A 26039-nucleotide genomic window follows, 5' to 3' on the forward strand; every position below is an offset into this window, starting at 1 on the left:
TTAATAAAATTCTTGCGAAGACTGCTTCTCTGTAAACAATTTAAATAGTAGTTCTTCAGCAAGTTGTAGTAATATTACTGTAGTTAGTATGGACTGAAAAAAATATTTTATTAATTTGGAGGGGACATAATGAAACTTCAGGCGCATGATGTTGAAATGATGATCCGTGAGCAAAAAGATTTTTTTTATACCGGTCAGACGAAAGAGATTGAATTTCGAAAAAAGCAATTGAAAAAGTTGAGAAGTGCCATCATAAAGCATGAAAAAGAAATATTAAAAGCATTAAATTTGGATTTAAGAAAAAGTGAATTTGAAGCATATTCCAATGAAGTGGGGTTTGTGTTAAACAGCATTCAATATATGCTCAAATTCATCGATGAATGGACAAAACCTTTAGAAGTAAAAACGCCCCTCCATTTTCAGCCGGCCAAAAGCTTCATCGTCCGAGAACCATATGGTGTCGTATTAATCATCGGACCATTTAACTATCCGTTTCAATTGGTGATGGAGCCGCTGATTGGGGCAATTATTGGCGGAAATACGGCCATCGTAAAACCTTCCGAATCTTCCATCCATACAACGCAAATAATTAAAAAAATCATCGAAGAAACCTTTGAACCGCAATATGTGAGAGTGGTGGAGGGAGAAAAAGAAGAAGTAAATGTCTTAATCCACGCACCTTTTGACTACATCTTCTTTACAGGTAGTGTGTCCGTTGGAAAGATTGTCATGCGCGCTGCTAGCGAGAGACTTACACCAATCACCCTGGAGCTGGGTGGAAAAAGCCCTGCGATTGTGGAGAAAAGCGCAAATCTTGAAGTTGCTGCAAAAAGAATTATTTGGGGAAAATTTAATAATGTTGGACAAACTTGTGTAGCACCGGATTATATATTAGTTCACTCCTCCGTTTATGACCGTTTTATGAAAAAATTAAAGAAAACAATAGTAGAATTTTATGGAAAAAACCCGCAAACGAGCAAAGATTATGGACGAATTATCAATGAGCGGCATTTTGATCGCTTGGCAAAACTATTGCAAGCGGAAAAAGAGAAAATCGTTTTCGGTGGAAGAGCCGATCGAAAAGATTTATATATTGAACCGACGATTTTTGAAGTGGGTTGGGATAGCCCGCTGATGGAAGATGAAATCTTTGGGCCGTTGCTGCCGGTCATTCAATATGAAAATCTTAATGCAGCCTTTGAAGAAATCCGAAAATTGCCAAAACCTTTAGCCGCTTACTTCTTTTCTGAAAATGAAAAACAAATAGAATCGTTTTTGCAGGAATTATCTTTTGGCGGCGGCTGCATCAATGATACAGTGACGCATGTGGCTAATCATTATTTGCCTTTTGGCGGGGTTGGTCCTTCTGGAGTGAACAGCTATCATGGAAAAGCAAGTTTCGAAACCTTTACCCATGCCAAATCCATCATGAAGCGTTCTTCAAAATTTGCGAATAATTTATTATATCCTCCTTATAAACAAAAGGTAAAATTGGTTCGGAAAGTGTTGAAATAAGTAAAAATGAGAAAAATATATAAAAAAATCTAAACGATTGCATCAATCAAACAATTGGGCAATGTGAAAAAATTTGTATTTTCTACAAATTCCTCTTTGTCGAATATTATCAATTTTTGTTATGATTGTTATCATTAAGAGAAATAAATCGAATGAAAATCGTTAAAATAAAAAGTTTTCATCGAAACTTACCATTGCATAATACGGAGGAAGAAAGATGATTACAGAAGAAATATTAAGTGTCATTCCATTTAAACAGGTGATTGGCCAATTGCCGAACACCATTAAAGATATTTCGGATGACTCTAGAAGTGTACAACCAAAAAGCATGTTTGTATGCATTAAAGGTTATACAGTCGATGGACATGATTTTGCCCAAGATGCGGTCAATCAAGGGGCAACGGTAGTGGTCGCAGAAAGACCGTTGCAGCTTGAAGGAAATGTGGCTCAGGTTATTGTACCGGATACCAATCGTACATTAGGGCTTATAGCTGCCAAATTTTTTGATTATCCATCAAAAGATTTGACGATGGTGGGCGTTACTGGAACAAACGGAAAAACGAGCGTGTCGAATATCATCCATCAAATGTTCGTAGGATTAGGGGAAAAATCGGCTTTATCAGGTACTATTGGCTTTAATTTAAATGGCGTGCTTTATGAAACGGAAAATACGACAAGCGATGCATTAAGCACCCAACAAATGATTTTCCGGGCGAAAATGGAAGGATGCCATTCTATGGTCATGGAAGTTTCATCTCATGGCTTATCTTTAGGAAGACTTTCTGGGGTTGATTTCGACGTTGCGGTCTTTACAAATTTAACCCATGACCATCTAGATTTCCACGGAACAATAGAAGAATATGGATACGCAAAAGGTTTATTATTTTCCCAATTAGGCCAAGATTTGACGAAAAATAAAGCGGCTGTATTGAATGCGGATGATCCTTGGTCCAAAAAATATGAAAGCATGACTCCTTATCCCGTTTGGACATATGGTTTGAAAAACGATGCCCATTTCCGGGCAGAAAATTGCCAGTTCAAGGAAGATTTCACTTCTTTTGATATGATAACGCCCGAAGGAACATTTCCGGTGACGATGCAGCTTTTAGGAGAATTTAACGTATATAATGTTTTAGCGGCTGTGGCAGTTTTATATTCACGGGGCTATCCAATCGATGCAATTGTAGAGCAGGTTGAAGATTTAATGCCAATTCGCGGGCGCATGCAAAAAATTAAAACGGACTTGCCTTTACATATTTTCATCGATTATGCCCACACGCCAGACGCTATTGAAAAAGCCATTGATGCGGCCATGCCGTATAAAAAGCCTGGAAATAAATTAATTTTCCTTGTCGGAACTGGCGGCAATCGCGATAAGTCAAAACGGCCTGCCATGGCAGAAAAAGCGTCAAGAGCTGATTATGTTGTATTAACAACTGACGACCCTCGCTTTGAAGATTACGATAGCATAACAGGGGATTTAGCAAAAGGGATGCTTCATGAACATTATGCCTGCATCGGCGACCGGGCGGAAGCCGTCCGCCATGCCGTATCTGTTGCTGAGCCAGGCGATGTCATTATCTTTGCAGGTAAAGGTCATGAAGACTATCAAATCATCGGCAATAAAAAATATCCGCACAGTGATGCCGAAATTGCCATCGAAGCGGCAAAGTTAAAATTTGTAAAAGGATGAAGATTTGCGGGAGAGCCGTCTCAAAACAAAGGGAGACGGCTAAAATTATGGTATTAACATTGTACGATGAATGAATAAAAGAATATAAATAATGAATAGAAAAATGGTTGTCGAATGATGGATGATTCTTATATTATTGTTTACGTATGAAAAAAGGAGACGTAGAACAAAATGGATTCAAAATTAAAACAAGAAATTTTATCTCGCCGCACATTTGCAATTATCTCCCACCCGGATGCGGGGAAAACAACTTTGACGGAAAAGCTTTTGCTATTTGGTGGAGCCATTCGTGCTGCCGGAACAGTCAAAGGAAAAAAGACAGGAAAATTTGCAACAAGTGACTGGATGGAGATTGAAAAACAACGGGGAATTTCCGTTACATCTTCAGTATTGCAATTTGATTATGAAGGGTATCGGGTGAATATTTTGGATACGCCAGGCCACCAAGACTTCTCTGAGGACACATACCGCACACTGATGGCGGTGGATAGTGCCGTCATGGTGATTGACGCGGCAAAGGGGATTGAATCCCAAACAATCAAATTATTTAAAGTTTGCCGCATGCGAGGGATTCCTATTTTTACGTTCATTAATAAATTGGACCGCCAAGGGAAAGAACCCCTTGAATTAATTGAAGAAATTGAAGAAGTGCTTGAAATCAAAGCCTATCCAATGAACTGGCCGATTGGGATGGGGAAAGAATTTTACGGCATTTATGATCGCTTCCATGAACGGGTAGAGCAGTTCCGAGTAGAAGACAACGACCGTTTTTTACCGTTGGACGAAAATGGCGAACTGGCGGTGGAACATCCGATGAAAGAAACTTCTTTTTACCAACAGGCAATGGATGATATTCAACTTTTAAATGAAGCGGGAAATGAATTTTCAGAAGAAGACATACGCCGCGGAGAATTGACGCCGGTATTTTTTGGTTCTGCTTTAACTAACTTTGGCGTACAAACTTTTTTAGAAACGTATTTGCAATTTGCTCCTGCTCCACAGCCGCGTTTAACAGAAGATGAACAGCTAATCGATCCATTGGAGCATGAGGAACTTTCTGGATTCATTTTTAAAATCCAAGCGAATATGAATCCAGCCCATCGCGACCGAATTGCCTTTGTGCGCATCGTTTCCGGCAAATTTGAACGGGGAATGAATGTGACTTTAGCCCGTACAGGCAAAAATTTTAAAGTAACCCAATCTACGCAATTTTTAGCGGAAACTCGCGAAACAGTAGATGAAGCAGTTGCAGGAGACATCATTGGCCTTTATGATACAGGAACGTATCAAATTGGCGATACGATTGTCGGCGGAAAGAAATTATTCCAATTTGAAAAACTGCCGCAATTTACGCCGGAACTTTTTGTGAAAGTCACTCCGAAAAATGTAATGAAATCGAAACAATTCCATAAAGGGATTTTGCAGCTTGTGCAAGAAGGAGCCATCCAATATTATAAAACCCTCCATACAGAGGAGATTATTCTTGGTGCGGTTGGCCAGCTGCAATTTGAAGTGTTCGAGCACCGGATGAAACATGAATATAATGTAGAAGTCGTGATGCAGCCAATCGGTTCTAAGATTGCTCGCTGGATCAAAAATGAAGAAGATGTCAAAGATTCAATGAATTCATCCCGTTCAATGCTTGTAAAAGATCGTTTCGATAATCTGGTCTTTTTATTTGAAAATGAATTTGCATTGCGTTGGTTCTCTGAAAAGAACGAGCACATTCAATTATATAGTTTGTTGTAATAGTTTTGGGGGCTGTCCACTTTTCAGACGCCCCCTTTTCTTTTATCATTCCATAGCAGAATTCCGTTAAAGTGTAAATATTCCAGTAAAGGGTATAGAATTAGCAAAAAGTAGGAACCTATTGCTCGACAAAAGGAAAATATGCACTTTATCAAGAATAAATAATGAATAGGAAATTGGGGATGGAGGAAAGATTTATGGCAGTACATTTTTTCACAGGTTTTCCCGGGTTTATTACAAGACAGTTAATTCGTGAAATGTTTGAAAAAAATGTGGCGGACTTTGTATATGTGCTTGTATTGAAAACAGAAAGAATGAAAGCCGAATTGGTGAAGGATAAGATATTAACAGCATTTCCTGATAAAAATATTGAAATCATTGAAGGAGATATTACGCTTCCAAATTTAAATCTTGAGGAAGATACGATAAAAAAATTAAAAAATGAAATCGACTATTTTTGGCATTTAGCAGCAATTTATGATTTAGCCGTACCGCGGGATATAGCATGGACGATTAACGTGCATGGCACTTCCCATGTCAATGAGTTTGTGAAAACTTTGCCCCATTTAAGGCGCTATATGTATTTCAGCACGGCTTATGTGGCAGGCAGAAGAGAAGGAGTGCTTCTTGAAGAGGAATTAATTCGGCCGGAATCTTTCAAAAACTATTACGAAGAAACTAAATTTGAGGCGGAACTTTTAGTAAGGAATTTAATCAATGAAGTGCCGTTAACGATCATTCGTCCCGGAATTGTGATTGGGGACTCGAAGACGGGGGAGACGAATAAATTTGACGGCCCATACTTCTTTTTAAATTTAATCGACCGCTTAAGTTTCCTTCCTTTAATTCCGTACATTGGAAAGTCTGATGCGCGGATTAACGTCGTGCCCATCGATTATATAAGAGAAGCGGTCATCTATCTTTGCCATGATGAGGAGGCAATCGGCAAGACCGTCCATTTAACCGATCCAAATCCTCATCCAGTTCAAGAAGTGTATCGGACCATGGTAAAAGAAATGACAGGGAAATTCCCGAAAAGCAGAATCCCTCTTTCTCTTGCAAAAGCCGCATTGGAATTGAAGAGTGTTCGAACAATGCTCGGGGTTGAAAAGGAAACGATTGATTACTTAACATGGAATGCAATTTTTGATTGCTCCATTGCCAAAGCACTTTTATCAAAAGCGAATATCACTTGCCCAGATTTTATAAAAACGATACCAACAATGGTTCGATTTTATAAAGAAAATAAACATAACGAACAATACCATATTCCAATCAAATAGAGGAAATCTGTTGCAAAACAAATATGCTACTGCTATACTTAGTTTACGGAAAATTTCATAACCATTGACATTGTCAAAGGGGAGTAGCTATAAGTATTTAGCTCGTCTAAATACTTACTTCATATTCGTCATTACATGGCATTTGCCATCGGATATGAAAGCAAATTCGACCATTTGCTTAGCAAGACCTTTGCCTATTAAGGGCAAAGGTCTTTTCTTTTGCTAAAAAATGGCCATTTCCTTTGATTGTAAAAAAGATTCCGGTTGGGCATACAAACATTAAGGAGGAGTTATTTGTGGAAGCAATTCTTTTAGAATATTTGTGGGTCTTAGTCGTTCTCGTTGTGTTGGAAGGATTATTGGCCGCAGATAACGCAGTTGTAATGGCGGTAATGGTTAAACATTTGCCGGTCGACCAGCAGAAAAAAGCTCTGTTTTACGGGTTGTTAGGGGCGTTAGTATTCCGCTTTACGGCGTTGTTTTTAATTACAATATTAGTAAATTATTGGGAAATTCAAGCAATCGGTGCAGCCTATTTATTGTTTATTGCTGCAAAAAACATTTACGAAAAGAAATTTAAAAAAGAAGAAGAGAAAGAAGATATTGAGGAGCACACTCAAAAAGGAAAAGGTTTGTTGGCAACGGTATTAAAAGTCGAGTTGGCGGATATCGCTTTCGCAGTGGATTCCATGCTTGCCGCTGTCGCAATTGCCGTCACATTGCCGGAAATTGGCGATTTCCATATAGGGGGCATCAATGCAGGACAATTTGCCGTGATGTTTTTCGGCGGAATTATCGGGATGATCTTAATGCGATTTGCAGCCCAAGCCTTTGTAAAATTGCTTAATCATTATCCTGAACTTGAAACGGCTGCCTTTTTAATTGTTGGATGGGTTGGCATCAAATTAGGGGTATTAACATTATCCCATGAACGAGTTGGCATCTTGCCTCATGATTTCCCACATTCAACGCCTTGGGAATTGACATTCTGGATTGTATTAGTGGCGATTGCCCTTGGTGGATGGTTTATTAGCGTAGCAAAGAAAAAAAAGGAACAAGCGAAATAGAGTAAATGAGTCAAGGAACGGCTGCAAAGGCTGTTCCTCTTTATTTTCCATAAGATTTTTCTTATACTAATAAAAAACCTATTTGGAAATAAAAAGAGGACGAAGATTATGCTGCACAAGTTCATTAAGGAAAAGCAAATAACACCGTTTCAACTGCTTGTTGCATTTTATTTTCTTGCAATATTTATATCTTTTTTATTGTTGCGGATTCCGGGAGTGTATAAAGAAGGACAAGAAGTATCGGTCCTCGACTCTCTGTTTACAGCTGTCAGTGCGGTCAGTGTGACGGGGCTTACAGTGTTTGATCTTTCGGAAACTTTATCGGATTTTGGGGTAATGATTTTAATGATTATTGTCCAATTAGGTGCTATTGGCGTAATGTCCATTGGCACTTTTATTTGGTTGCTTATTGGCAAAAAAATTGGACTAAGAGAAAGACAATTGATCATGATTGACTTTAATCAAAATCAACTTTCTGGGGTTGTAAGGCTTCTGAAAGAAATCATCAAAATCTTGTTTGTGATCGAAGCGATTGGCGCCTTCATATTAAGCGTCCATTTTATGAGATATTTTGATTCGTGGTCAGAGGCCTTTAAACACGGCTTGTTTGCTGCCATTTCCGCTACGACGAACAGCGGATTTGATATAACTGGACATAGTTTTCAGCCATTCTACTACGATTATTTTGTCCAATTCATTTCGATGATTTTAATTGTCCTTGGTGCGATTGGGTTTCCGGTGCTTGTAGAAATAAAGCATTACTTATGGATGAAAAATCCGGCTTTTCGTTTTAGTTTATTTACGAAAATCACAACCGTTACTTATGGCGTGTTGTTTCTTGTAGGAACATTAGTCATCTTATTAATTGAGTCGTTTAATACTTTAAAAGGTTTGCCTTGGTATGAAAAAATTTTTGTTTCGATGTTTCATTCGATTTCAACAAGATCAGCCGGTTTAACAACAATTGATGTGGAAAGGTTTAATGAAGCGACAAATCTATTCTTAAGTTTTTTAATGTTTGTCGGTTCTTCGCCAAGTTCAGTCGGCGGAGGAATTCGGACAACAACTTTCGCTATAGCCATGCTATTTTTAATTAACTTCGCCAATGGAAGAAAAGAAATACAAATATTTGGGCGGGAAATTTCCATGGAAGATATATTGCGCTCCTTTGCTGTCGTTATCTTGGCCTCCTTAATGGTATTAATAGCGACAATGTTGCTCTCCATTACGGAACCGGATGCAACAATTGCTGAAATTATTTTTGAAATTACATCGGCTTTCGGAACTTGTGGAATGAGTCTTGGAATTACAGAAAATTTATCGGCGGCAGGAAAAATAGTTGTTATGGCTTTAATGTTTATCGGAAGGGTAGGATTGCTTTCATTCTTATATACTTTAGGAGGAAAAGCACAAAAACCAAAGTATCGATATCCAGAGGAACGCATCATTATTGGGTAAAGATGCATTCATTGGAAAAAATAGATTGTGTTTTGAAATGCGGGTAAAAGGAATTTCAGGATTTTTTTGCAGTTTTATCTGCATCGAAAGACCTTAAATTTGTAAAGTCAATCCATTGTGTGGAAGGGGGTGCCTCTTTTTTTGACAAATGCACCTGTATATGAAGAATCGTTTAATATTGGTTGTCAAAAAATGGATAAAAATGAAAAATTTCTAGAAAAGATGAATATTCTTGTCCTTTATATCATAAGTTGTTACAAAAATACATTAATATAAATAATATTAAGTATAAAAATAGTTAATTTGTATTATTGCGATTTTGGAAATATTTCATCAATAGGTAATTTTATAATAGAGCAATTTGACTAATTGAAACAAAAAAATACCAAAAAAGATTTAAAATTAATAACATAGATTGTCTATTTTTAAAAAATTAGTATATAATGCTTATTTTAAACTCAATTGTTTTATGAAATAATTTTTACGAAAACTAATATTATGAAAATTTTGTAAAGTTTGAATTAAACGAATATATTTTAGAAATTAATTATAGATAGAAAATTTTTTGCAATAATGCTTGTGGGGAAGGATGGGTGTTAGAATATGAATAACACTACAATGGTACCTCTGTTGGAAATGGAAGAATTAATCCTATATGAAGATGAACCTGTAATCCTTTTAAATACTTCATGTAAAATTGAGTCAATCAGCAAAAAAGCCGCTCAGTTATTAAACATAGATGAAGAGATAGGGAAGCCTCTTCCGATGGACGATTTATCCCGTTCAAGATGGCATTCCTTTTTATCGAGAGTTCGCCAAGAGAATTTTTCCTTCTCTTCATTTAATGTAAAAGGCAAAGGCTTAGGATATAAAGAAATTATAGTTTTCGGAATCTTTATAAAAAAGAAGAATTTAGTATTTCTAAAAATATTGAATGAACAATCCATTTATAATCGGGTTCAATTAGATGGGAGAAGTTTTTTAAATGATTTGCCTTATGGCATCATTTTGTTCAAAGAAGATATGATTAATGAAATAAATACCAAAGCGATTGAAATGTTAAATATGGATTTAGAAAATATTTTAAACTTAACTTTTGATTCTTTTCTAACTCAATATTTCGACTTTGGATATAAAAAAATACAGTTTTTATCAGAATTAAAAACTTTTGGACATGCCACATTCGAAATTAAATGTTTGAACGATGATAACGAAATGTTTTTTACATTAGATTGTAAATATTTCTATTATCTTGATATGGTTGTCGTTTCTGTCATCGATATAACGGAAAAGATTCAGTTAAAACAAAAAGTACAAGAATTAGAACAGCTCAGTGAAATTGGCAAAATGTCAGCAACGATTACCCATGAAATTAAAAATGTTGTGACTTCATTAAAAGGCTTTATGGAACTGTTGAAGTTTAATACGACAGAAGAAGGAAAAAAATATATAAAAATTGTTGAATCTGAAATAGAAAGAATGGAATCCATTCTTTCAGAAATTCTTTATTTAGCAAAACCAAATAAACTTATAAAAGAAAAAATTTCACTTCAAGAATTAATCAATGAAGTGATTCAAGTGATGCAGCCTCAGGCATCTTTAAATAATGTAGCCATTCAATTTAACGTCCATGAAAATTGCAATTCTATGATTGTCGGGAATGCCAACCGACTAAAGCAAATGTTTATCAATTTAATCAAAAATGCCATTGAAGTGATGCATAATGGCGGAACGATTAATGTTGAATTGAAAAATATGTACAATAAAATTCAAATATATATCCAAGATCAAGGCATTGGAATTCCAGAAGAACATTTGAACAAGCTATTTACGCCATTTTTTACAACTAAGGAAGATGGAACTGGATTAGGATTATCCCTTGTAAAGAAAGTGGTAGATGAACATCAGGGGAAAATAGCTGTGGAAAGCACTATTGATGTTGGTTCTACCTTTATTTTAGAATTCCCTAACTATACAGACTATTTTACTAGGTTTTATTATGAGAAAAATCAAAAAAATGTTGGCTAGCCGCGCGATGAATTCTTTACCATTGGTATAGTACAACTTTGACAAATCTTTTCTTCTATCGCTATAATGCTTTTATAGAGATAGAAAAAAGAGGATGATTTGTCTTGTCGTCAAATGAAATCAAACAATCGCTAAAGTTGTACATTGTTTTATCAAGGGCAAATAAGGCAATTAATGAAGTGACAAATCAGTTTTTTCAGCAAAATGGCATCAATCCAACCGAATTTGCTGTGTTGGAATTGTTATATCATAAAGGTAGACAGCCCTTGCAGAAAATAGGCACAAAAATCTTGTTAGCTAGTGGTTCTATCACATATGTTGTTGATAAACTTGAAAAAAGAGGTTTAATTAAACGGGTTTCCTGTCCATCAGATCGAAGGGTAACCTATGCAGAGATTACCGAAGAAGGCGCGGCTTTTATGGAAAAAATCTTTCCCGAACATGAAAAAAATTTGCACGAGTTAATGAATGCTTTAACACCGGAAGAAAAAGATACGGCGATTGAATTGTTAAAAAAATTAGGGTTATCCATAAAAGATTTGTCATATTGAAAAAAAAGGGCTGTCCAGAAAGTCGAACACTTTCGGAAACAGCCTTACTTCTTATAGTAATATTCTCTTAAAAACATTCCCTGCGGTGGTTACAAAACGCGCCTCCTCGTCGCCATTTATCTGCGGCGAAGTATGTGCTACAGCCGCAAAGGGGGCGTCTTGAAATGACTTTTCAGACGCCTCCTTTTTTGTAATAGAAAATTATTTTTCCTGAATTGTAAGCCCCATTTGAATAAGGGCGTCTTTTAAATCATCATCTTTTTGGTCAAAAACAGTTAAACGAACGAGAAGATTGCCTTTTTCGTATACAATGCCTACAACTTCATCATTATCAATCGTTGCAATATAAGAAGCGGAATTTGTAATGTCAGAATGTTTTTTCACCGCTTCGCTAATATCAAAAGGTTCATAATCGCTGATTGTAGCCATCGTTTCTTCTGTATTTTTCACAAGATCGTCAAAGTTGGCCTCGCTTTTTGGCACCACTTCAATTCGCATGTTAATGGCATCGTTATCTTTTAAAAACAGCAATTCTTTTCCAGGTTCTTCTTTTGTGAGTTCATATCCATCTAAAACTTGAATAGTATATTGTTCTTCTTCTACAATGTTTGTATCTGCAGTATATTCTTTGTTATTAGAAGTGTATTGAATTTGATTCTCAGGTTGAACTGTATCTTCTTGCTCTGCGTTGTTTTCAGTTGCGACTTCTTCTTTTACGGTTGTTGTTTCCTCTTCTGTTTCCTTAGTAACATCATCTGAATCGATATTTTGGTCTTCGGCTGTCCCGCAAGCAGCAAGCAACAACACTAATAAAAGAGATAAAAATAAAAATGGCAGTTTCTTCATAATCCTTCCTCCTTATTGAGTAGACGTTCTCTGCTTTCTAAAGGTTTCCTTGATTTAATAATGAATGAAAGGAAAAACAATAAACAGCAGCACAATAAAGACTTCATGGGCGACAATCACTAACGGCATGCTTTTTTTCCATTCATATAAAAAACCGAAAATAAGCGAAGTGACGAATGTACAAATGACGCCCGGTATAAATCCGCTTAATGCCATTGCCAGAGCAAACAATAAGCTTGTAATGATGCAAGAAAAAATTGGTGAAACGTATTGTTTTAACGCATGTTGAACATAGCCGCGCCAAAACAATTCTTCGCCGATAACGATAATAAAAATGAGCAATAAATAATGCCAAATATTATTTGGCCCATAAGTTTCTAAAAATTTTCGAATCTGTTTGATAGAACCATGATCCAAAAATTTTAGAAAAATATAGCCAACTCTTATAATCCCATAGGTAATTGTACCAAAGCCAATTCCAAATAATATATACTTCCATGTTGGAAGCGCATCTTTGAATTTCCCAAAAAGGATGGAAATAGCGGTACCTACGAGGAGAGTAAAGGTATATAGATGCCAAAAAATATTTTTTTCTTCGAAGGTAAAGTACATGCTAATAAAAAAGAAAGCAAGAGAGAGAAGGAGTACAACCGTTTGTCTTGATAATTTCATGTTTATGCCTCCTTTGTTATCATATTAACAAAAAAAATTCCCCCTATCATCTATAACCAATGAAAAGGGGAAGGTTTTTTTATTCAGAATCATCTTTTGATTTTATAATTTTGTAACGTTTATGATTAACCACGGTTTTTTCTTCTAGATCAAGATCTCGATAGTTGGGCATAATAGTTAAATCCACAATCACTGAATTTTCATTTACTTTTTCAACTAAACCACGAAGCCCATTTTTAAATTCGATAATATCTCCCACTTCTGCGAATTTCATAGGCGCATTCCTCCCTTTTTGCTACTATGAAGTTAGTTTGAATGATTATAGAACAAAAGTAAAGGGATTTTCAAATAATTTCGGTATGAAAAAAAGGAGGCTTCCATAGATGAATAAATATAAAAAAATGATTGAAATGCTAAAAAACGGGGAAATAGAAAGTATAGAAATAACGAAAGATGAATTTTGGGAGTTTCGAGAAGTGTTAGTGAGCGATGAAAAATTTAAACATTTCCGAGGGGAAGCAAAGCAGGGTGGAAGGGTCATTTATACGTATTCCAAAGTACCTCGCGCTTAACCTTCTTCCCCCCTCGATTAATAGGGAGGGAATTTGGGATGGAGGAATTATTAATTCAGTTGGAGCACCTTCGTGAAAAAATGATACGTTCAGGACTGGAACATGGTTTGCAATCGAAGAAAACAATTCAATTAAGCAAACAACTCGACAAAATCATTGATCAATATGTTCAACAAACGCTAGTCGCCATTTCAAAAAAATAAATAATTTTTCAATTATTTGTTATAAAATGCATCGAGTTGGGAAATAGTGATTATTGAGCACAGCAACATTCTCATTTTCCCCCTTTTCAAGCAGCAATTTTGCTGCTCTTTTTTTATATAAGCAAAAGATTATTTCTTTTTTTCATATCAACAATTCCCCGTTTATATGGTACATTACAAGAAAGTAGAAATAATACATAAATTTAGTATCGATAGAGGGGTGTTGGATACCGATGAGTCAAAAAAAGATCGCATTTATCGGAACTGGCATGATGGGGTCGAGCATCGTGAAACATTTGCTGAAAGCAGGCTTTGAAGTTACGGTGTACAATCGAACAAAAGAGAAAGCGAATCCTTTGATAGAACTTGGCGCTCTCTGGGCAGATACACCTGCTCTTGCTTCAGAGAATAAGGATATCATTTTTACAATGGTCGGATTTCCTAAAGATGTGGAAGACGTATATTTTGGGGAGAAAGGGATTTTCCAAAGGGCCAAAGTAGGAGCAATTGTTGTTGACATGACAACATCTCAGCCAAGCCTTGCAAAGAAAATTTATGAGGCTGCAAAAGATAAGGGAATCAACAGTTTAGACGCACCGGTGTCCGGCGGGGATATAGGAGCAAGAAATGGCACGTTATCCATCATGGTTGGCGGAGATGAAGAAGTTTATAAAGAAATGCTTCCGATTTTTGAGTTGTTTGGTTCCAATATCGTTTACCACGGAGAGGCAGGAGCTGGCCAACATGCGAAAATGTGCAATCAACTGTTGGTAACAACCAACATAATTGGCGTTTGTGAATGCATTGCTTACGGCATGAAAGCAGGATTGGATTTAGATAAAGTATTGCAATCTGTTTCCACAGGCGCTGCAAGCTCTTGGTCATTAACAAATTTAGGGCCGCGTATATTAAAGGGTGACTTAGACCCAGGTTTTTATATCAAACATTTTATAAAAGATATGAAAATTGCTTTGGAAGAAGCGGAAAAAATGGAATTGGATTTGCCAGGTTTAAAATTGGCTAAAGAAATGTATGAGACATTGCTTGAAAAAGGGTATGGAGAATATGGCACTCAGGCATTAATCAAATATTATCATATTTAGGACTTATAGATTCATAGACTATAAGGAAGATAAAGCGATTGACTTTTTTATATCATTCTTTTGTAATGGGTGTTTCTACCCGATTTTCTTCGGTCCAAGATGCTCCAATTCTGAAAGAAAAACGAAAAAAATCAGTTTTATTAAAGGATAGAAGGAAATTGTCGATATTTTTAAGGATATGAAAAAGTGTAATACGATTTTAATGTAAAATTGGCTACTTTTCCAAATGAATTATGCACTTGCAAATAAAAAATAAGTAGTTAAGGTAGAATGGATTATATATAGAAAGGGATGAGTTCTATGGAGCAAAAAGGAATATTGCTAGAGTCTGGAACGAATGAATTGGAAATTGTTGAATTTGAAGTAGGGTATAATAAATATGGAATTAATGTCATTAAAGTGAAAGAAATTATACAGCCAATTCCAGTTACAGTTATTCCTCATGCCCATCCACATATTGAGGGAATTATTCAACTGCGCGGAGAAGTATTGCCGGTTGTAGATATGTTGAAAGTACTTGGAGTTCCAAATGGAAAATACAGCGACCAACACAAATACATTGTGGCGGATTTTAATAAATTAAGAGTTGTTTTCCATGTGGATAATGTGACGCAAATCCATCGAATTTCATGGACGCAAATTGAAAAACCTTCCGATATTTATCAAGGAACTACAAACCAAGTCATTGGTGTTGTGAAAATCGGTGAAACAATGATTTTATTATTAGATTTTGAAAAAATCATGTTAGACATTAATCCAGACTATGGAATCAGCGTGGAACCAGTGAAAAAACTTGGAAAGAGGGAACGTTCAGAGAAAAGAATTGTGGTTGCGGAAGATTCGCCGTTGTTGCGTAAATTGTTAAATGAAACATTAACAGAAGCAGGATATATGAATTTAGAGTTTTTTGAAAACGGGAAAGATGCATATAATTATCTCGAAACTTTATTAGAGAAGAAAGGCGATATCACCAAACAAGTGCAATTAGTTGTGACGGACATTGAAATGCCTCAAATGGATGGCCATCACTTAACAAAACGAATCAAAACCCATCCGGAATTGCAAAAATTGCCTGTTATTATCTTCTCAAGCTTAATTACGGATGATCTTCGCCATAAAGGGGAACAAGTAGGAGCAGATGACCAAGTGTCAAAACCTGAAATTGCGGACTTAATTTTAAAAATCGATGAATTGATTTTATAATTCAAATTTTAGGTGACCTACATACATATTAGATTGCCGGAAGCCATCAAGTGCGCCGGCATTTTCTTTTATTGTTAATTCGTTGAACCAACCAGATACATATGGCAAAATATTCATAAAATTTACCCAATCAACAAGGGAGAAGGGACTAAATTTCGTGAATACATTCAATACAGCCATTATCGATATTGGTTCAAATACAATTCGTCTAGTGATCTACAGTTACAGCAAAGAAGCAGGATTGCATGAAATTAGCAATGTAAAAAAAGTGGCAAGACTAAGGAAGCACCTTCAATCAGATGGAAATATGTCTGAAGAAGGCATAAACATATTAAAAAATACGTTGATTTCTTTTAAAAACATGATGAAAGATTTTGCCGTGGTGAATATAAAAGCCGTTGCAACGGCAGCAATACGGCAAGCTGAAAATAATGAAGAAATCCTACAACGAATGAAAGAAGAAACCGGCATTCAAATTGATTTATTATCCGGAGAAGAAGAAGCCTACTTTGGATATTTAGCAGTCGTTTACTCAATGGATATTCCTTCTGGCATCACGATTGATATTGGCGGCGGTTCAACGGAAATTACCTTATTTGAACAAAAGAAATTAAAACATTCCATCAGTTTTCCCTTTGGCACCGTTTCATTAAAACAAAGTTTTGTTTCTGGGGATAAAATCAATGTCAAAGAAAAAAATCGATTGTACCAATATGTAAAAAAACAATTTGAAAATTTGAGTTGGATTAGAGATAGTAATTTGCCAATTATAGGGATTGGAGGAAGTGCGAGAAATCTTGCACATATTTATCAGCCTATTATTGAGTATCCGATTTCTGGAATTCATCATTATGAAATGAATGGGGAGGCTTTAAATAAATTAAGTGAATATTTAGAAAGAAAATCCATCGATCAGATGCTTCAACTGGAAGGATTGTCGTCGGATCGGGCGGACATCATTGAAATAGCATTGGTAGTATTTCAAATATTGATGGAAATTGTGAATACCAATTCGTTTTTTATAAGTAAAAGTGGATTGCGGGAAGGTTTGATTATCCATCATGTGCTCGAATCCAATGAAGAAGCCTTTCATTGCGAACGTATTTTTGAACAATTTTCCAACCAACTTGCATTCAAATATGGAAGATCTGAAGAGGAAGTCGAGAATTTAGTCAGTTTAACAGAGAATTTATATTTAGATAGTTGTAAACTCCATCTATTGTCATATGATGTTGAACATCTTGAATTATTAAAAAAAGCGGCAAGGGTATTTTCGATTGGTGATTACATTGAAATCGATTCATCCAATCAGCATACATTTTATTTATTGGCCAATCAATCCATTCCAGGGCTAAATCATAAAGACCGTGTCAAAATTGCATTGCTCGCTTCCTACAAAAATAGAGACTATTTCAGACGTTTAAGCAAGCCATTTCAATCTTGGTTTACGAGAGAAGAACTGAAAATGTTACGGCAGTATGGAGCGTTAATAAAATTTGCATATTCGTTAAACATTTCCAAGAGAAATGTCGTAAAAAGTATTAAAATGGAAGTAGAGGGGGATTACCTTGTTCTCTATGTCTATGTAAAGAATAGAGCAATGGCTGAAGAATATCGGGCAGAAAATCAAAAAAAGCATATAGAAAGGCTATTTAAAAAGAAGGTCATGATTGAATTTATCAATGAGGGGTGGAATGAGTGATTAGTGCTGAGTTAGGGAGAAACTTTCCTGAAAAGGAACCAATCCAACAAGTGGAAGTAAACGTAATGGACCGTGAAAAAATATTGGAGGAAATCGCAAAACCTCAATATTACAATAACCGTGAACTTAGTTGGCTCGCTTTTAATGAGCGAGTGTTGGAAGAGGCGGAAGATGAAACAAATCCTTTATTAGAACGTTTAAAATTTCTTGCCATTTTTAGTTCCAATTTAGACGAGTTTTTCATGGTGCGGGTGGCAGGACTTCAAGATCAAGTGCGTGCAGGATTTCATAAACCGGAGAATAAAGCGGGCTTAACGCCAAAAGAACAGTTGGAAAAGATTGCTGAAAGAACACAAGCCCTTGTCCGCCGGCAAATGAAAATTTATAAACATTTAGTAAACGAGCTGTTAACAAAAGAAAAAATTCACTTAACCGATTTTAAATCATTAACTGAAAAACAGCAACATTATATTAATGAATTGTTTGAAGAAACCATTTTCCCTGTTTTAACACCGATTGCCGTGGATGCTTACCGCCCATTTCCAACGCTTCTTGGTAAGACATTGAATTTGCTTGTTATGTTGGAAGATGTAAGGGCAGCTAGAGGATTTAATGAAAAGGTTGCTATTGTACAAGTTCCGTCCGTATTAAATCGGTTTATTGAAGTGCCTGCAGAAACTGAGGAAAAAGTGTTTGTGCTGTTGGAAGATGTCATCACATCCCATGTAAATCGGTTATTTTATGGTTATAAAGTGAAATCGGTGCAGGCTTTCCGTTTGACGCGAAATGCAGATTTGACCATTCATGAAGAAGGCGCGCAAGATTTGCTTGTGGAAATTGAAAAGGAATTGAAAAAGCGCAAATGGGGAACAGGAAGCCGATTGGAAGTGCGCGATGGGGAAATGGATGACAATGTATTGGAGTATTTACTAGAAGAATTTGAAATCAGTGATTCGGATGTATTTAAAATAGATGGCCCTCTTGATTTAACCTTTTTATTTAGTTTTGTTAAAGAGTTGTCTAAAGGAAGAGAGCATTTATTGTACGAAAGCTTCATTCCTCAACGGCCCATGGATCTGGAATCTGATGAAGATATTTATGAAAAGGCGCTCGAGAAAGATTTATTCTTCCATCATCCATATGAATCCTTTGAACCAATTGTTGAATTTATTACAGAAGCAGCACATGACCCATCAGTTTTAGCTATTAAACAAACATTGTATCGGGTAAGCGGCAATTCACCGATTATCCATGCGTTGAAACAAGCGGCTGAAAACGGAAAACAAGTGACGGTCTTAGTGGAGTTGAAAGCGCGTTTTGACGAAGAAAACAATGTTCATTGGGCGAAAGAGTTGGAACAATCCGGCTGCCTTGTCATTTATGGAATGCATAATTTAAAGACCCATTCGAAAATCACCTTAGTTGTGCGGAGAAAACATGGCAAAATTGAACGCTTTGTTCATTTAGGAACTGGCAACTATAACGATGCAACGGCTAAAATCTATACCGATATGGGCATTATTACAACAAATAAAGAATTTGGCATTGATGCAACGAACTTCTTCAATTATTTAAGCGGCTATACAGAAAAGCCAAAATTCCACCATATTGTTGTTTCTCCTTATGATATTCGGGATAAATTTATTGAATTGATTGATGAAGAAATCGAATATCATAAGAAATACGGAAACGGTTTAATCCGCGCTAAAATGAATGCATTGACGGATAAGGATTTAATCATGAAACTGTATGAGGCATCTATCAATGGGGTAAAAATTGAATTGCTCATAAGAGGCATTTGTTGCTTGCGCCCAGGCATTCCTGGCATTAGTGAAAATATAACCGTTACAAGCATTGTTGGCCGTTTCTTGGAGCATTCACGCATTTATTGGTTCCATCATAATGGAGAAAATAAAATCTTTTTATCCTCTGCGGATATGATGACCCGCAATATGGTTCGCCGTGTTGAAATATTGTTCCCGATTTATTCAGAAGATATTAAAAAACGCATAATGCATATATTATCTACTCAGCTTGCGGATAATGCGAAAGCGCGGATTCAGGACAGCACTGGGAAATATCGTTATAAGGAGCGCAAGGAAGGAGAACCAATTATAAACAGCCAGGAGCAATTCATTTTGGAAGCGATGAAGACTGTTGTGGTGGAAGAATAGGAAAAAGAAAAGAGGCAAATTTTACATTCGCTCTTTTTAATCTAAGTACGGCGCCAGCTCTCGCCTCCCTTCATTATGAGAGCATAAAAAAATGAAAAAGATGCATACTTTTTGTAACTCTAAGAAGGGGGTAGAGAATGGAATGAATAATGTGTGGACGGTTTTAACCATATTTGTATCTATCATCCTTATTGCTATTTCCTATGTGACCACAGTTAGTGTCATGAAGAAAACTGAACAGCGGGCATCCACAACAGACGTTCCAATCAGCAGGCTTGTTCGCGAACATCCAATCTTAATGAACCCAATTATCCTGATGTATGTAGTGTTTCTCTTATTTTTAGGAATTCTGATTTTTTACTTGTGGGCAAAATATGGCTACTAACTAAATTCAAACCTTCGACCTAGAAAATTCATGAGCCGTTGTCATAGTCAAAATTCTGACAAATATGATATGATATTGGTAAGTGCGGTCCTCATGGAAGGGGTTGAAGGTTTTGATTTCAACAAAAACAAGGGAATTTTTGGAAACGTCGATTAGCGATTTTATCATCCCGGCGGAAAAAGTTGCCCATGTATTAGTTGGAAATAGTGCAGAACATGCGCTATTAGTTCTTACAAAGACGGGGTATTCACAAGTACCGGTGTTGGATACGAAGTTTAAGATTCAGGGATTGATTAGTTCCAAAGTGATTACTGAATCTATACTTGGGCTGGAACGCATTGAATATGAGAAATTGGCTCATATCAAAGTTGATGATTGCATGGATCGAAATGTAGCCTATTTAAAAATCGACGATACTTTTAAAAAAGCGTTAGATTTAGTCATTAACCATGCTTTTTTATGCGTTGTTGATTATGATGGCACATTTGCAGGAATTTTAACAAGAAGAGTCATTTTGAAACAATTAAAAAAATATATTTATCAAACATTAGATTAGTATGGGAAAATCATCGACAAAATCCATAAAGAAAAAGGATTTTGTCGATTTTTATTGAATTTTAAGGTATTGTAATTTTTGGAGTGATTGGATGACAACAACAGAAGCGGAAATTATTAAAATATTAGCAGAAGAAGGGAATATGAGGAAGGCGGCTGAGCGGCTATTTATTACACAGCCGGCATTATCTCAGCGGTTGCAGTCGATTGAAAAATATTGGGGAACACAGCTATTTATCCGCTCCCAAAAAGGACTGACGCCAACGCCTGCTGGAGAGTTGGTTATTCAGTATGCCATCGAAACATTGCAAAAAAAAGAGGAAGTGCTTGAAAAGATTCAGTCCCTTGATTCTAAAGTGCATGGTACATTAAAAATTGCTTGTGCATCCATTGTAGGGATCAACTGGCTGCCAAAAGTGCTGAAAGAGTTTGTCACAACATATCCGGATGTAAAAATTTCCTTAATTACCGGTTGGAGTTCAGAAATTGTAAGAGCGATTTACGATGGCGAAGCGCAAGTGGGAATCGTTCGAGGGCAATCCGAGTGGAAAGGAAAAAAAATGCACTTATTCCGGGACACGATGTATTTGGTCGATACAGAAATACAGAGATTGGAAGAAGTTTTAACAACGGAACGGCCTTTTATTCAATTCAAGAGCGATTCCAATTATTATCAGGAAATTCAAGTTTGGTGGCAGGAGCATTTCGCTTCCAGTCCAAAACGGCAAATTATTGTGGACCAAATTGAAACATGCAAGCAGATGGCGATCAATGGAATCGGTTACGCCATCTTACCTTCCATCACGTTGAACGGAGGGGAAAATGTCAATAAAATCGCCCTGACATCCGGCAATCATGATATCGGGTTGACACGGGACACTTGGCTGATTGGCTATGAATCTTCCTTCCAATTACGCCAAGTGGCAGCGTTTGTTGAAATTGTGAAAAAGCATGCCCATTCCGTCAATGAAACTTAAAGCACATCTTATCGTAAGAGCAAATCGGAAAACAAAATTTTCCGACTTGCTCTTTTTTATTTACCATTTCTTCCGGACGGCAAAAGGGAATCTTCCCTTTTATATAGAATATGGAAAGATGAAGGAGTGATTCTATTTGTGGTTTGATAATATCGTGGAGTTGATTTTTTATCTGGTTGCATTGGGGATCATCGCCTTTCTTGCGATTAGGATTTATAGAAAACAGGAAGTAAAATTGAGTAAATGGAAAGTGATTGTCGTTATCATTGTCGGGTTATTTTCTTTTTCGATTCATTTTCCAATGTTCAAAAAGACGGTTGAATTGGCCATTTTACCGCTGGGTGTATGGATTTTGTATTTCCTCTTAAGGAATCAGGGAAACAGTTGGAAAAATTATCGTCCATATGCACTTTTAGGCTTTGCCGGCAATTATATTTTCCTTGCCGCTTTTTTCATATCCATCTTCATCTATCATCTGATTTACGATGAAAATGAGTTGTCCCACTATATAAGCGACATTTCTGAAGCGGAAATCATACCAGTCCATCCCGATGGAGAAGGAAATCCGCAGTTAAGCGGGGATTTTATGGAAATCATATCGAAAATGAAACAGAAGGAATTCTTTTCTGTCGTTTCTTATGACGACATGTTTATGGTGGATGATTTCCAAAAGGAGAATGAACGCTTTCCATATTTATTGGCCAATAACAAGCCAAGATGGGGAAGCGGTGCGGATGCCGTCATTTATATCGAAAAGGATGGGAAAGGCATTTTGGTAAATACGGAAAAGAGAAGCGTTTATTTCCGCTCCAATGAAAAAGTGTTGAAGGAGAAAGATTTATGAGAAATAAGAAAATAATCCTGGGGGTTGTTGCTGTAATTTTGGTGGTGTTGGCAAACATCATTTATTTGGCGGTCAATCTTTTTCCGGATGAATTTTTATCGGAAGGGGAAGCGATAAAAAAATTGAATCAAGCAGAAAGTGCAATCGAAGTAAAAACGATTCAGGATGTTGTTTTTTTGGATAAACAGCATGTATTTATGCCTTTTATTTCAGCAGACAATGAATATGGCTTCAGCCTTTGGGAGTGGAAAAATGGAAAATGGCGCCTTTCTGAAAAAACGGTTAATAGCAGTATAAACATCGTCAAACTGGATGAAAGCGACCCTTCGACTTATTATTTTGTTTGGAACTTCCCGGAAGATGAACAAATCAAAAAAATAAATATCTACTTGATAAGGAATCGGTCTTACCGGGGGAGTGACGAGGATTTTTATTATGAACCCCGTTTGCAGATGGGGGCATCTTTTAACCGGGAAAAGTCTTATGGTGTAGTGCCCTTGAGTGGAGGAATGCTGAAGGTGTATAAAGAAATGAGCGGCATTTCGAAAGAAAACGGGGATATGTTCAGCAATGTATTTTCAACAAATAATGAGTTGTATTTTTCATGGAACATGATTGATCAAAAGGGTGAAGTTGCCTGGATTGAACAAAGAAATAGCTCTTACGGCGGCGATGCAAAAGTGATGAGTGAATCCATCTTTTTTGAAGATCAAAAGGACATCGAATTTTTGGAATGGGAAGAGGATGCAGGCAAATGGCAAAATACGAACAAAAAATGAGCGAAACGGACATGGACGTCAATGAATTCATCGAAGCCGTCGAAAGTCCAAAAAAACTGGAAAATGCCATAAGCTATTAAAGATTTTTGAAGACACGACAGGATATAAAGGGAAGATGTGGGGGCCGAGCATAATCGGATTCGGTTCTTACCATTACAAGTATGCAAGCGGACATGAAGGCGATGCGCCATTAGTAGGATTTTCCCCCAGAAAGGCAAAAATCCGTTTATATTTCACGCTGGATGAACAGGAAAGAGAGAAGTGAAAATTTGGGGAAACATACAAAAGGGAAAGCATGTGTTTCTATTAATCAATTGGAGGATATCGATATAGGGGTAACTAAAGAAACTGATACTACATTCCATTGAATATATTCAAAAAACTCATCCCCAAAGATAAAAAGGCCGGATGGAAAGCAAGCGTCCATCCGCCTATGATTTTATTCATTTGTTGTTTTCAATAATTGCGGCGCTTTTTTGACGGTCCAAAGATGGGCTATGAGGTAGCAGCCGAATAAAATCATTGCACCGAAAATAAATGGGGAAGACAGCTTCCATTCGAGGAGTACGCCGGCAAGGGCCGGGCCGATCATATTGCCCAAACTCATATAGGCATTATTCATGCCGGCTGCATATCCCTGCTCGTTTCCTGCCAGTTTTGAAATCAATGTGTTAACGGCTGGCCGGATAAAGGTAGTGGCGATTTGAAAGACTGATGCAACCAACAAAATAAGGAAGAATCCATTGACATACACCATGCCAACCATTGAAATGGCTGCAATGTTTAAATTCACTAAAATGACTTTCATTTCTCCAAAACGTTTAAATAATTGACCCACGATAAATAATTGCAAGACTACGCCAAGAAAACCGCCAATCGTCATGATTATGGCGATGTCCATCGGAGTATAATCAAACTTCTCTGTTAAAAACATGGACAAAGTAGATTGGAAATTGGCAATGCCGAAACTGAATACAAAAACAACGATTAACATGACAAAGTAAGAAGTATGTACGGAACGGGCTAATTGTTTTAATATATTTTCATTTTTTGCTGGAATTTTTTCTTCCGTTGGCTGCATTTTAATATTTGGTAATACAACAAATGAAATGAAGGCAGCGATTAAAGCAACGACGCCCACAAAATAGAAAGGGAAATGCAAATTCACTTTTGCCAGGAAGCCGCCAATTCCAGGTCCAATCATAAATCCGAAAGAAATGGCTGCACCTAAAAGCCCCATTCCTTTTCCTCGCTCTTCAATAGTTGTAATATCGGCTGCATATGCCATAACTGGCGGCATGATGAAGGCAGCTCCTGTACCGGTAAGAAAGCGTGCGAAGAACAACATGCCAATCGCCTTTGCCATTCCGAAAATAATTTGAGACAAACCAAAAATGATTAATCCGATGATGATGAAGAGTTTTCTTCCATATTGGTCCGATAAATTTCCTGCAATGGGTGAAAAAATAAATTGGGCAAAGGCAAAATCCGCAATTAAAAATCCGAGAATGGTGCCTCCAACCCCAAATAATTGCAAATAGGAAGGCAATACCGGAACAACTGTACCAACGCCTCCCATCGTGATAAATAAATTAAACATTAACATCATGATGATGAATTTTTTCTTGTTCTGTGACATACGCACACCTACCATTCAATTCAAAAACCGTTCTTTCAAAATAATGAAGTATATTTTATCATATTGCGAAGGGCAAAACATAGATGAAATTTACTTGAAATAACATTAATTTAACATATTTTTTTGTAAAATATAAACATAACGATTCCAACGGCAAGATATTAATTGGTTCAACCATTGATTATGCTGGCGGGCAAATTTTATTTTAATATTTTTTCATCAATTTATCCAAAAAAATACAAAATGCCAAAATGTTGTTTCCCGAAATTTTTGCATTTTATGAAGTGTTCACTGAACTGATGACAATGACATTGTGGAGGAACTTACATGAAAATAATAGGGCTAATCGGAGGAATGAATTGGGAATCTAAGGTTGAATACTATCGAATCATCAACGAAGAAGTGAAGAAAAGATTAGGTAGTTTGCATTCGGCAAAATGTCTTTTATACAGCGTCGATTTTGAGGAAATCGAGCGGTTCCAGTCGGAAAGTAAGTAGGAAATCTGTTAGGAAATGTGGCTTTTTCATTGGAAAAAGCAGGGGCGGATTTTATTGTCATTTGTACGAATACGATGCATAAGGTTGTAAAGTATGTGGAAGAAAAAATAAACATCCTCGTTTTACATATCGCGGATGCCACTCCAGATCAAAAGATGAAGCCTCCAGAGGGACATACACGATAAAGCAGGATTTTTATAAATCACGGATTGAATCAAACGGAATAAAAGTTTTGGTGCCGAATGAAGAAGAAAGAAAAAGGATCAATCAGATTATTTGTGAAGAATTGTGTTTAGGCAAAATCCAACCATCATCAAGAGATTATTTCAAGAACGTGATTCAAAATTTAGTTGAACAAGGTGCGGAAGGAATTATTTTGGGATGCACGGAAATTGGTTTACTAGTGAAGCAAGAGGATTCGGAAGTGCCTTTATTTGATACGGCAAAAATTCATGCAATTGAAGCGGTGAATAAAGCAATGGCCTCTCAATGAGATCATGAAGATGTTAATAAAAAAGAAAGGGTTTTACATATCGTTGTATC

The 26039-nt window shown here is 36.6% G+C and carries 23 protein-coding genes and 2 pseudogenes; 21 read left to right on the forward strand and 4 right to left on the reverse strand.

Annotated elements, in window-relative coordinates:
* Window positions 1-129: 129 nt before the first annotated feature.
* The 8 genes from DKZ56_RS06030 (at window position 130) to DKZ56_RS06065 (ending at window position 11344) form a co-directional block, all read left to right on the forward strand.
* A complete protein-coding gene (locus tag DKZ56_RS06030) occupies window positions 130-1515 on the forward strand; it encodes an aldehyde dehydrogenase (protein ID WP_208651839.1) in 1386 nt (461 codons plus the stop codon).
* A 217-nt stretch (window positions 1516-1732) separates the two neighbouring features.
* Window positions 1733-3208 (forward strand): UDP-N-acetylmuramoyl-L-alanyl-D-glutamate--2,6-diaminopimelate ligase, encoded by a 1476-nt coding sequence (locus DKZ56_RS06035; protein WP_208651840.1) that lies wholly within the window; start codon window positions 1733-1735, stop codon window positions 3206-3208.
* A 171-nt stretch (window positions 3209-3379) separates the two neighbouring features.
* Window positions 3380-4957: a peptide chain release factor 3 gene (locus tag DKZ56_RS06040; RefSeq protein WP_208651841.1), complete on the forward strand. Its 1578-nt coding sequence runs from the start codon at window positions 3380-3382 to the stop codon at window positions 4955-4957.
* A 197-nt stretch (window positions 4958-5154) separates the two neighbouring features.
* Window positions 5155-6240: an SDR family oxidoreductase gene (locus DKZ56_RS06045; RefSeq protein WP_208651842.1), complete on the forward strand. Its 1086-nt coding sequence runs from the start codon at window positions 5155-5157 to the stop codon at window positions 6238-6240.
* 296 nt (window positions 6241-6536) lie between these two features.
* Window positions 6537-7307, forward strand: coding sequence for a TerC family protein (locus DKZ56_RS06050; RefSeq protein WP_208651843.1), 771 nt, complete (start codon window positions 6537-6539; stop codon window positions 7305-7307).
* A 108-nt stretch (window positions 7308-7415) separates the two neighbouring features.
* Window positions 7416-8765, forward strand: coding sequence for a TrkH family potassium uptake protein (locus DKZ56_RS06055; RefSeq protein ID WP_208651844.1), 1350 nt, complete (start codon window positions 7416-7418; stop codon window positions 8763-8765).
* A gap of 603 nt (window positions 8766-9368) precedes the next feature.
* On the forward strand, window positions 9369-10793 hold the full coding sequence (locus tag DKZ56_RS06060; protein ID WP_208651845.1) for an ATP-binding protein: 1425 nt from the start codon (window positions 9369-9371) through the stop codon (window positions 10791-10793).
* Window positions 10794-10897: 104 nt separating this feature from the next.
* A complete protein-coding gene (locus DKZ56_RS06065; RefSeq protein ID WP_208651846.1) occupies window positions 10898-11344 on the forward strand; it encodes a MarR family winged helix-turn-helix transcriptional regulator in 447 nt (148 codons plus the stop codon).
* Window positions 11345-11545: 201 nt separating this feature from the next.
* On the opposite strand, the gene DKZ56_RS06070 is transcribed toward DKZ56_RS06065, so the two are convergent.
* The 3 genes from DKZ56_RS06070 to DKZ56_RS06080 all read right to left on the reverse strand — a co-directional run bounded on the left by DKZ56_RS06070 (window position 11546) and on the right by DKZ56_RS06080 (window position 13136).
* Window positions 11546-12190 carry a DUF8580 domain-containing lipoprotein gene (locus DKZ56_RS06070; protein ID WP_208651847.1) on the reverse strand — a complete coding sequence of 215 codons (645 nt, stop codon included), beginning with the start codon at window positions 12188-12190 and terminating at the stop codon, window positions 11546-11548.
* A gap of 54 nt (window positions 12191-12244) precedes the next feature.
* The gene (locus DKZ56_RS06075) at window positions 12245-12862 is read right to left on the reverse strand and encodes a CPBP family intramembrane glutamic endopeptidase (RefSeq protein WP_208651848.1); all 618 of its coding nucleotides are present in this window, start codon (window positions 12860-12862) and stop codon (window positions 12245-12247) included.
* 79 nt (window positions 12863-12941) lie between these two features.
* Window positions 12942-13136: a YkvS family protein gene (locus DKZ56_RS06080; RefSeq protein WP_208651849.1), complete on the reverse strand. Its 195-nt coding sequence runs from the start codon at window positions 13134-13136 to the stop codon at window positions 12942-12944.
* 109 nt (window positions 13137-13245) lie between these two features.
* Between DKZ56_RS06080 and DKZ56_RS06085 the strand changes: the two genes are divergently transcribed.
* The 12 genes and pseudogenes from DKZ56_RS06085 (at window position 13246) to DKZ56_RS06140 (ending at window position 23758) form a co-directional block, all read left to right on the forward strand.
* Complete coding sequence (locus tag DKZ56_RS06085) at window positions 13246-13434, forward strand: hypothetical protein (protein ID WP_208651850.1); 189 nt, start codon at window positions 13246-13248, stop codon at window positions 13432-13434.
* A 38-nt stretch (window positions 13435-13472) separates the two neighbouring features.
* A complete protein-coding gene (locus DKZ56_RS06090; protein WP_208651851.1) occupies window positions 13473-13637 on the forward strand; it encodes an aspartyl-phosphate phosphatase Spo0E family protein in 165 nt (54 codons plus the stop codon).
* A 233-nt stretch (window positions 13638-13870) separates the two neighbouring features.
* Complete coding sequence (locus DKZ56_RS06095; RefSeq protein ID WP_208651852.1) at window positions 13871-14740, forward strand: NAD(P)-dependent oxidoreductase; 870 nt, start codon at window positions 13871-13873, stop codon at window positions 14738-14740.
* 300 nt (window positions 14741-15040) lie between these two features.
* Window positions 15041-15943, forward strand: a complete 903-nt coding sequence (locus DKZ56_RS06100; protein ID WP_208651853.1) for a chemotaxis protein — start codon at window positions 15041-15043, stop codon at window positions 15941-15943.
* 157 nt (window positions 15944-16100) lie between these two features.
* Complete coding sequence (locus DKZ56_RS06105; protein WP_208651854.1) at window positions 16101-17645, forward strand: Ppx/GppA family phosphatase; 1545 nt, start codon at window positions 16101-16103, stop codon at window positions 17643-17645.
* Between the two features lie 65 nt (window positions 17646-17710).
* Window positions 17711-19819 carry an RNA degradosome polyphosphate kinase gene (locus DKZ56_RS06110; protein ID WP_208652181.1) on the forward strand — a complete coding sequence of 703 codons (2109 nt, stop codon included), beginning with the start codon at window positions 17711-17713 and terminating at the stop codon, window positions 19817-19819.
* A 142-nt stretch (window positions 19820-19961) separates the two neighbouring features.
* A complete protein-coding gene (locus DKZ56_RS06115) occupies window positions 19962-20204 on the forward strand; it encodes a short-chain dehydrogenase (RefSeq protein WP_208651855.1) in 243 nt (80 codons plus the stop codon).
* 112 nt (window positions 20205-20316) lie between these two features.
* Window positions 20317-20760 carry a cyclic-di-AMP-binding protein CbpB gene (gene cbpB / locus DKZ56_RS06120; RefSeq protein ID WP_208651856.1) on the forward strand — a complete coding sequence of 148 codons (444 nt, stop codon included), beginning with the start codon at window positions 20317-20319 and terminating at the stop codon, window positions 20758-20760.
* 91 nt (window positions 20761-20851) lie between these two features.
* A complete protein-coding gene (locus DKZ56_RS06125) occupies window positions 20852-21736 on the forward strand; it encodes a transcriptional regulator CcpC (RefSeq protein ID WP_208651857.1) in 885 nt (294 codons plus the stop codon).
* A 136-nt stretch (window positions 21737-21872) separates the two neighbouring features.
* Window positions 21873-22580, forward strand: a complete 708-nt coding sequence (locus tag DKZ56_RS06130) for a hypothetical protein (RefSeq protein WP_208651858.1) — start codon at window positions 21873-21875, stop codon at window positions 22578-22580.
* A complete protein-coding gene (locus tag DKZ56_RS06135; protein ID WP_208651859.1) occupies window positions 22577-23359 on the forward strand; it encodes a hypothetical protein in 783 nt (260 codons plus the stop codon). The genes DKZ56_RS06130 and DKZ56_RS06135 overlap by 4 nt, the downstream gene beginning before the upstream one ends.
* Window positions 23335-23758: pseudogene (locus DKZ56_RS06140) on the forward strand (DUF1801 domain-containing protein). The gene DKZ56_RS06135 and the pseudogene DKZ56_RS06140 overlap by 25 nt, the downstream one beginning before the upstream one ends.
* Before the next feature lie 40 nt (window positions 23759-23798).
* Here DKZ56_RS06140 and DKZ56_RS06145 read toward each other — a convergent pair.
* Window positions 23799-24998 carry an MFS transporter gene (locus tag DKZ56_RS06145; RefSeq protein ID WP_208651860.1) on the reverse strand — a complete coding sequence of 400 codons (1200 nt, stop codon included), beginning with the start codon at window positions 24996-24998 and terminating at the stop codon, window positions 23799-23801.
* 327 nt (window positions 24999-25325) lie between these two features.
* On the opposite strand from DKZ56_RS06145, the pseudogene DKZ56_RS06150 reads away from it, so the two are divergent.
* Window positions 25326-25989, forward strand: a pseudogene (locus DKZ56_RS06150) (aspartate/glutamate racemase family protein).
* Window positions 25990-26039 lie beyond the last annotated feature (50 nt).

This window comes from Ureibacillus thermophilus (assembly GCF_004331915.1).
Taxonomy (GTDB): Bacteria; Bacillota; Bacilli; order Bacillales_A; family Planococcaceae; genus Ureibacillus; species Ureibacillus thermophilus.